Source organism: Carboxylicivirga taeanensis, from assembly GCF_051851475.1.
Classification (GTDB): Bacteria; Bacteroidota; Bacteroidia; order Bacteroidales; family Marinilabiliaceae; genus Carboxylicivirga; species Carboxylicivirga taeanensis.
Genome location: NZ_JBPUSJ010000013.1, coordinates 92,121 through 101,775, shown reverse-complemented (window position 1 = coordinate 101,775; position 9,655 = coordinate 92,121). Strand labels below are relative to the sequence as shown.

3 protein-coding genes and 1 tRNA gene are annotated in these 9,655 nt (G+C 44.4%); 3 read left to right on the top strand and 1 reads right to left on the bottom strand.

Going from position 1 to position 9,655, the window contains the following annotated elements; all coding sequences use genetic code 11:
* Positions 1–13: 13 nt before the first annotated feature.
* Positions 14–86 (bottom strand) — tRNA-Met (locus tag ACSX1H_RS16270).
* 358 nt (positions 87–444) lie between these two features.
* On the opposite strand from ACSX1H_RS16270, the gene thiL reads away from it, so the two are divergent.
* From thiL to sov, 3 genes are all read left to right on the top strand, one after another.
* Positions 445–1,494, top strand: coding sequence for a thiamine-phosphate kinase (gene thiL / locus ACSX1H_RS16265; protein ID WP_439185293.1), 1,050 nt, complete (start codon positions 445–447; stop codon positions 1,492–1,494).
* A gap of 81 nt (positions 1,495–1,575) precedes the next feature.
* Positions 1,576–2,157 carry a Holliday junction branch migration protein RuvA gene (gene ruvA / locus ACSX1H_RS16260; protein WP_439185292.1) on the top strand — a complete coding sequence of 194 codons (582 nt, stop codon included), beginning with the start codon at positions 1,576–1,578 and terminating at the stop codon, positions 2,155–2,157.
* A gap of 22 nt (positions 2,158–2,179) precedes the next feature.
* The gene (gene sov, locus ACSX1H_RS16255; RefSeq protein WP_439185291.1) at positions 2,180–9,556 is read left to right on the top strand and encodes a T9SS outer membrane translocon Sov/SprA; all 7,377 of its coding nucleotides are present in this window, start codon (positions 2,180–2,182) and stop codon (positions 9,554–9,556) included.
* The last annotated feature ends 99 nt before the right edge of the window (positions 9,557–9,655 follow it).

The window sequence follows — 9,655 nt, the reverse complement described above, 5'->3', positions numbered from 1 at the left end:
TTTCGACTTGAAGTAGCGGGGGCCCGACTCGAACGGACGACCTTTGGGTTATGAGCCCAACGAGCTACCAACTGCTCCACCCCGCAATATATCTTAATAACACGTTGTTATCTGTCTCAATTGCGAGTGCAAATATAGATCATATGATATTAGGATGCAAGTTTTTTATTGATTTATATTGCCACCCGCTTGCCCCGTCAGCTGTAATGTTCAGGCTCACAATCCCAAGAGGACCAATAAAAAAAAACATTTATCCTTCATGCAACTGTATTAATCGTCTCCAGCTTTAAAACCTCAAAAATAATCTATCCGATAAGACGGAAACCAACATCTGTTTATACACCATTTTGGGCAACCTGAATTAAAAAGTTAACAAATAGGCTTGTAATGGTTGTGGCACGTCTAATCAATTGCTAATTTTGCACGTTATTCAAAACAGCACTTATGAGCGATGTAAAAAAAACAGAGTTGGGACAATTAGGGGAGTTTGGCCTAATACACCACTTAACAGATAATATTAAGCTGAAGCATGCTTCTTCTGTAAAAGGAGTTGGTGACGATGCTGCAGTAATCGACTTTAATGAAAAGCAGACAGTAGTAACAACTGATTTATTGTTGGAAGGGATTCACTTTGATCTGACCTACACGCCCCTGAAGCACTTGGGGTACAAGGCGGTGGTGGTGAACGTGAGCGACGTTTATGCGATGAATGCCACACCAAAACAAATTACTGTTTCATTAGGCCTTAGCTCAAAAATGTCTGTAGAGGCACTCGATGAGCTTTATGAAGGTATTTATGCAGCCTGCGACCACTATAATGTTGACTTGGTGGGCGGCGACACGACCTCCTCATTAACAGGCCTCACAATTAGTATTACGGCACTGGGTGAAGCCGACAAAGAAAAGCTTACCTACAGAAACGGAGCTAAACCCAACGACCTGATTTGTGTATCCGGCGATTTAGGAGGAGCTTACATGGGCCTTCAACTACTTGAAAGAGAAAAGCGCGTTTATGCAGATAACCCCGGTGTTCAGCCAGACTTAAGCGGATATGACTATATTCTGGGGCGACAGTTGAAACCAGAGGCCAGAAAAGAAGTCACAGAATTGCTCCACAAGTTGGAGGTTGTTCCAACTGCAATGATTGATATATCAGATGGCTTATCAAGCGAACTGCTTCACATCTGTACCCAATCAAAAACAGGCTGCCGTGTTTATGAAAACAAAATACCTATTGACCCAACAACAGCCATGCTGGCCGAGGAGATGGGCATTAACCCGCTTGTAACGGCCCTAAACGGTGGTGAAGATTACGAGCTGCTCTTTACCATCAGTCAGCAGGACTATGAGAAGTTCAAGGAGGCCGGGGATATCAACATTTACATTGTTGGACACGTAACCGAAGAAAGCAAAGGGGCCTACCTCGTAACCAATGCCGATCAGGAAGTGAAACTGCAGGCTCAAGGCTGGAATCCCTTAAAAAATAAACAATAAGGAATAAGATACAGAATAGCTGATGCAAATATTTTTGCATCAGCTATTTCCTTTATATCTTTATCGCATAACCTAATTCACATGTACGAATATATTAAAGGCAAAATTGCCGAAGCTAGTCCTACCCATGTCGTTATTGATGTAAATGGCATCGGGTATCTTCTACAAATCTCTCTCAACACCTTTTCGCATCTGGAAGGAAAAACTGAAGCCCAATTATTTATTCATGAAAACATACGTGAGGACGCGTTCGCCTTATTTGGCTTTGCCGAGCCCTCTGAGCGTGAACTTTTTCGCCACCTCATCTCCGTGTCGGGCATTGGAGCCAATACTGCCCGTATGATGCTTAGCTCATTATCGGCCGAAGAGTTGAGAGGCGCTATCTTAACCGATAATGTAAACATAATTAAAGGCGTAAAAGGCATCGGGGCAAAAACAGCCCAACGCGTAATTGTGGATCTCAAAGATAAATTAAGCAAGGAGCCTATTGACCAGAAAATTTTCGCTACACAAGACAATACTATTCGCGAAGAAGCGTTATCTGCTTTAGTAATGTTAGGCTTTGTTAAGGCAAGTGCACAAAAAGCACTTGATAAACTTTTGAAACAATCTCCTGAATTAAAAGTGGAAGAATTGATCAAGCAGGCCCTAAAAATTATGTAGTTAAATACATTGCAATAAATCTTTGAGAAAAACACTACAATATACGATTGCCTTTACTGTATTAACCATTACCCTTGTAGTTGGTGGTACCTCCTCATTGCATGGTACAATCAGTAAGTATAAACAGATCGATTACCAGCAGCCAGACTCCATAAAACCATTGGAGCCCGTTAACCTGAAGTACCAGATTAACGACCGAAGTGGCAATCCACTATTAGAGCAGGAAGAACATCGTGGCATCGATCTCAGTGATCCATCCAACGTTGATTACAGAGCTGAGTACGACTACCAAACCGGCAATGTAACCATCTACCGGAAAGTGGGAAACATGGATGTTCGCCTCCCCTATTCCATGCCACTGGAGGATTACCTCGATTATGATACCAGAAAATCGGTAATTTCTTATTGGCGTCAGAAACAACAGGAAGAAGCCAACCAGTTTGGAGACAATTCGGTGTTCAACCAAATGTGGAAAAATGTGGGTGGCGAAGCGTTTGAAGGTATTTTCGGAAGTAATGCCATCAATGTGCGTCTGCAGGGCATGGCCGAACTCAAGGTGGGCATACAGTATACAAAAATAGATAACCCAACGCTTCAGGAGCGCCTTAGAAAAACGACCACGTTTGACTTTCAGGAAAAAATTCAGATGAACCTGAGTGGAAGCATTGGGGAAAAGCTGAAGCTGGGAGTTAACTACAATACCGAAGCCACCTTTGATTTTGAAAACCAGATTAATCTGGAGTACGAAGGCGGTGAAGACGACATTCTGAAAAAAGTGGAAGCCGGTAATGTTACTCTGCCCCTGCCCGGAACCCTGATAACAGGAAGCCAGAGCCTATTTGGTGTAAAAACCGAAATGCAGTTTGGTAAGCTTACAGTAACCAGCATATTCTCACAACAAAAAGGCGAAACCTCAGTAATGAATATTGAGGGAGGTGCCGAAACACAGGAGTTTGAGATCCATGCCGACCAGTATGACCGCAACCGACACTTCTTTTTGAGTAAGTATTTTAGAGAAAGGTATAACCGCGCTTTGGAGCGTTTGCCGCTCATCAATAGCCCAATCAATATTACCCGTGTTGAAGTATGGGTAACTAATAATCGGAGTGATGTTAAAGAATCGCGTAACATTGTTGGTTTTGTCGATTTAGGAGAACCGCATAATCACACCCACAACAATGGTTTATGGGGAGGACGAACTGGCATTCCTCCTCAAAACGATGCCAACAACCTTTACGACCAAATGAATACAACCTATTCTGCGGTGCGCGACATTAACAGGGTTACGGCTACGCTTTCGAACCTGGAAAGCAACCAGTTCTACAACGCCATTGACTACGAAAAACTGGAAAATGCGCGTAAGTTATCCGACACAGAATACTCTATTCAGCCCAAGCTGGGTTATATCTCATTAAATACCTCTCTAAATGCCGACGAGGTCCTTTGTATTGCTTATGAGTACACCTACAACGGGCAAACCTTTATGGTAGGTGAGTTCTCCAACACCCAAAATGAAGCAGAACAGACGCTGTTTCTGAAGCTTTTAAAGCCCACCAATCTTTCGCCTGGCCAAATAATTGTATCGGGCCAAAGCAAAACAAATCCAACGTGGGATCTGATGATGAAGAACATCTACTCCATCAATGCCTATCAGGTAAACCGCGATGATTTTATGATGAATGTGACCTATACCAACGACAGTACAGGTGGCGACATCAATTATTTGCCCGAAGGACCAGAAGATGTTATGGGACAGCTGTTCATCCGCCTGATGAACCTGGATAACCTCAATTCCAATAACGATTATCAGCCCGATGGCATTTTTGACTACGTTGAAAACCTGACCATCAAACCAGATAACGGACGAATTATTTTTCCGGTATTGGAACCCTTCGGAAGCAATATGGCCCAATTATTTGGCAATAATCCCAGCGATCCGCTCTATAAAAAGTACGTTTTTCAATCGCTTTACGACAGCACACAAGTACTGGCCGAACAGGATGCTTCGCTCAATAAATACAAAATAAAAGGGCGCTATAAGTCGAGCTCCGGTTCGGAGATATCGCTCAATGCCATGAATATTCCGCAAGGTTCGGTGATTGTAACCGCCGGAGGTATCAAGCTGGTTGAGAATCAGGATTACACGGTTGATTATACTTTAGGGCGGGTGCGCATCATCAATCAGGGCATCCTTTCATCGGGCACTCCAATTCAGGTGTCGCTCGAAAACCAATCCTTATTTGCCCTGCAAACCAAAACATTAATGGGTACTCACCTCGACTACCAGTTCAATGACAACTTCAATGTGGGCGGTACCATCATGCACCTGCGCGAACGGCCGCTAACACAAAAAGTAAATATTGGTGACGAGCCTATCGCCAACACCATATGGGGCCTCAACACTTCTTTCTACACCGAGTCGATGGGCATCACCGAAGTGATTGACAAACTGCCATTGGTGGAAACCAAAGAAATGTCGAGCGTAACCTTTGAAGGGGAGTTTGCCCAATTAATACCCGGACACCCGAAGGTGATTGACGAATCGGGTACCTCATACATTGATGATTTTGAAGGCACTCGCATCCCCTACGATATGCGCAACTGGATGGCCTGGCAGCTGGCCAGCACCCCGCAAGGTCAAGAAGATTTATTTGAAGAAGCTAAGTACATCGACAACCTCTTGTCGGGAGTAAACCGCGCTCGCTTTGCCTGGTACACCATCGATCCCTTGTTTTTGAGAAAAAGCACGCAAACACCCGGCCATATTAAAGCCGATGAAGAACAGAAAGAAAACCACCTTGTAAGAGAGGTATATGAGCAGGAAATTTTTCCCAATCGCGAGGCTCCATATGGCCAGCCAACCAACATGCCGGTCTTAAACATTGCCTTTTACCCACGCGAACGCGGCCCCTACAACTTTGATGCCGGATCAAATGGGGAGTCCACCAACGGGATTGGTCATGGTATCAACCCCGATGGTAGCCTGAAAGAACCAGAGGAACGCTGGGGCGGTATGATGCGTCAGATTGACATCAACGATTTTGAAGCGGCCAATATCGAGTACATCGAGTTCTGGATGATGGATCCCTATGTGTATGATAATGATTTGGAGCAAAATAATGGGGAGCTATTTTTTAACCTGGGTAATATTTCTGAAGATATTTTAAGGGATACCCGTAAATCATTCGAAAATGGCTTACCCGGGCCAGGTGAACCTTTCGATGTGGACTCTACGCAATGGGGCTACGTATCGCGTAAACAAAACCTGGTTAATGCCTTTAGTAACGATGCAGCCACACGACTGGCGCAAGATGTGGGGCTTAACGGGATGAACTCTGAGGCTGAGCGTTACTTCTATCGCAAGGAAGCTTACCCATTTTTGAACATCATTGAAAGCATGGGAACCAACCTGGAAGAAGCGGCACGAGAGGCACTGCTTAGAGACCCGGCATCCGATGACTTTCTGTACTTTTTGGGCGGTAAGCACGATGAAAATAAAACCAGCATCTTAGACCGCTACAAGCTGTTTAACAACCCCGAAGGCAACTCTCTTCCTTCGGAATACGAAGGCGATGGCACCAAACGGGCGGCCAAGGCACTTCCCGACATGGAGGATATTAACAACGACAATACGCTTAGCGAAAACGAAAGCTACTTTCAATACCGGGTGCCCATCTCAAAAAACACCATGAGCATTGAGTCCAACCCGTATATTGTGGATAAGCGCACAGGAACGCGTGAAGATAAAAAAGGGGTACTTGCCGACTGGTACCTGTTCAGGATTCCCATCGAAAAACCAACTGAAACAATTGGGTCTATAAAAGATAAAAGAAGCATTCGATTCATGCGTATGTTTATGAAAGGCTTTAAGGATACCACTATCCTGAGGATGGCAACGCTCGATTTGATTAAGGCCGACTGGCGCAAATTCAACGGCTCACTTTACGATAATATAGCCGGAAATGCCAACACTGAGTTTGAAGTATCAGTAGTTAACATCGAGGAAAGCACTCAGAAGAAACCGGTTAACTACGTATTACCGCCTGGAATCGACCGCGTGATTGACCCGGCCAACCCACAATTAAGAGAACTCAACGAGCAGGCCCTTCTACTCAAAGTGAAAAACTTGGCCGGTGGTGATGCCCGCGCTGTTTACAAAAATGTGAGCATCGATATCCGCCAGTATCAGCGCATGAAAATGTTTATCCATGCCGAAGATGTTGACGACAGGGGTTTGCAGGATAATGAGATGATGGCTTTTATCCGGGTAGGTAGCGATTACAACGACAACTACTACGAATACGAAATTCCCCTTAAACTAACGCCCAAAGGCGATTATAACAACAATATTATTGAAGAACGCTACAAAGTTTGGCCAGAAGAAAATGAGATGAATATTCCTCTCGACCTCTTTCAATCGGTTAAATTAAGGCGTAATGATGAGAAACGAAAAGAAGGCTCAACTCTCACCTTCAACCAGGTGTATGTAATGCCCGACCCCGAAACCCCAACAAATTTTGTGTCGGTTAAAGGTAACCCGAACCTGAGCAACATCCGAACCATTACAATGGGGGTTCGCACCCGTGGTTCACAAAGCAAATCGGTTGAAGTATGGATGAATGAACTGCGCCTCACAGATTTCAATGAAGAAGGCGGATGGGCCGCCAATGCCCGCATGACCGTTAAGCTGGCCGACTTAGGAAATGTATCGGTAGCCGGAAAGAAAAGCACCGTTGGATGGGGAAGTATCGACCAAAATGTGCAGGAGCGCAGTCAGGAAGACTTCTTTCAATATGACATAGCTACCAATCTGGAACTGGGTAAGCTACTAGGGCCTGAATCAGCACTAAGCGTACCTTTCTATTTTGGCTACTCCAAGTCGGTGGCAAGCCCAAAGTATTATCCGCTCGACCCGGATATTCCTTTAGACGTGGCACTCGATAACGCTGAAAACGAAGCCGCTCGTGACTCAATCAAATCGATATCACAAAATGTGATTAAGCGAAAGAGTGTGAACTTCACTAATGTAAAGCTGAAGCCACTGGGCGAAAAGGTGCATTTTTACAGCCCTTCAAACATCTCGGCCACCTACTCCTACAACGAAACATCCAAGCATGATGTGGATACAGAGCATGCAACAGACAAAAACTACCGGGGCATATTGGCCTATAATTACAACGCCCGCCCTAAAGCAGTAGAGCCATTTAAAAAGGGCATAAAAAGTAATTCGCTGGCCTTGGTGCGGGATTTTAACTTTTATTACCTGCCCAACCAGATATCTTACCGATGGGAATTTGACAGGCAGTACCGGGAGCTGCAACTGCGTAACAACACCAGTTCTCCTATTAGTCCGGCCTTAACTGTTTCTAAAGATTTTGAGTGGAACCGCTATTTCGATATGCGCTATAACCTAACCAAATCATTAAAGCTCAACTTCAAGGCAATAACCAACGCCCGCATCGACGAACCGGAAGGAGCCGTCAATAAAGATTATGACCGCGATGCTTACTACGAATGGCGCGATGAAGTATGGCAAAATATCAAAAGCATGGGTCGCACCACTACCTATCAGCATAACTTTGATGTGAGCTATGCCATCCCTATAAATAAACTGCCGCTACTCGACTTTACGTCGGCCAATATTCAATATCGGGGCATGTACCAATGGGAGGCACAACCGCTGCTCAATAACGAAGCAGATAAATTCACGCCCGACTGGGGAAATACCATCCGAAATTCAAATGTGGTACAGGGCAATGGTCAACTAAACATGACCACTCTGTACCGTAAGGTATCGTACCTTGAAGAGCTGGACAAGAAATACCGCTCATCGCGCAGAAGAACCAGCCGCAGCAATGACGGTAAACGAACCGTACGCTTCAACGAAGCCAATGTTGAACTAACTGCCAATGAGGCCCTGATTATTAATCACAAGCTAAAAACCACCGAAACAGCAGTAAGGGTATTTGATGCAACGGGCAAACCGGTACGTGGAGAGGTGAAAGCAATGGGCAAGAACAAGGTTGAATTTACGCCCGAAAAATCTGTTGACAAGGCACGCATTATGGTGACCGGCACCATAACAGAAAACAATTCGCCGCTGCAAAAAATAGCTGATTACTCAGCTTTACTGTTAACCTCGGTTAAAAACGTGAGTGCCTCCTACTCGCAACAGAACGGAACCATTTTACCAGGCTACACGCCAGATGCCGGCTTTATGGGTACATCCACCAGCTTTACAGCGCCAGGTGTGCCGTTTATTTTAGGCTGGCAGGATCGCAACTTTGCCAAATCAGCGGCTAATAACGGTTGGCTCACTGAAGACACAACCATGGTGAACCCATATGTAATGACCCATGGAGATGACTTCTCGTTAAAAGTAACGCTTGAGCCAATTCGCGGCTTGCGCATTGACTTAAACGCTGACAGAAGCTACGAGCGCAACATCAATGAGTATTACTGGGGCGGCATGTCCAATGCATCGGGTCAAACAGCCAATGGGCGTTTTTCAATGAGTTTTAACGCCATTAAAACAGCTTTTGACAGGCCTGAAAAAGCAGGTGAACTCACCTCCGCAACCTTTGAAGAATTTAAAACCAACCGAACCATTGTTGCAAACAGATTAAATATTGCTGATGAGAATAGTCAGGAAGTATTAATTCCTGCGTTTTTGGCAGCGTACTCCGGAAAAGATGCCAACTCCATATTCACTGAGCAATTCCCCGGATTTTCAAAAATACAGCCTAACTGGCGCATTACCTATGACGGCCTGTCGCGCGTGAAAGCCTTTAAAAAGGTGATTAAATCATTCGATTTAACCCACTCCTACCGCTCTACTTATAACATGGGAGCCTATGTTTCTCGCATCATTGAAGAGCGCGTAGACAACCCGTTAATGGTATACGATGTAAATGCCATTACTATATCAGAACAATTTAGCCCGCTAATTGGGGTTAATGTCACCTGGACGAACTCTATTACCACCCGCGCCGAAATAAAAAAGGCACGCACGCTTAGTTTAAGTATGGGTAACAACCAGGTGATTGAAAACTACAACGACGAAATTGTTATTGGCCTGGGCTATCGTTTTGACAAACTCAACCTGATATTTGGGAAAGGAAGTAGTCAAAAATCGGTGAGCAATGATTTGAATATTCGTGCCGACTTTTCAATTCAGGACAATATTAGTTTTATCCGAAAAATAGAGGAAAATTACAATCAGCTAACTGCAGGTCAGAAAATCACCAAGGTAAAAATTACAGCTGATTATGCCTTAAGCGACCGATTTAATATGCAATTGTTTTATGATACCAACATAAATAAACCATATGTATCCTTATCTTATCCTATTACCAATTCGAATTTTGGAGTCAGCTTCCGCTTTTCGTTAGCGCAATAGGGCAGTTAAAACGTCAGGACCTTAACTACAGTGCAATTCATCAGCCATTTGTTCACCAATTAATACATGATTTTTATTAGGGTTTACGTTTTAATCATA

Coding starts and splice junctions, on each gene's coding strand:
- thiL (WP_439185293.1), top strand. CDS start 445: ATGAGCGATGTAAAAAAAACAGAGTTGGGACAATTAGGGGAGTTTGGC.
- ruvA (WP_439185292.1), top strand. CDS start 1,576: ATGTACGAATATATTAAAGGCAAAATTGCCGAAGCTAGTCCTACCCAT.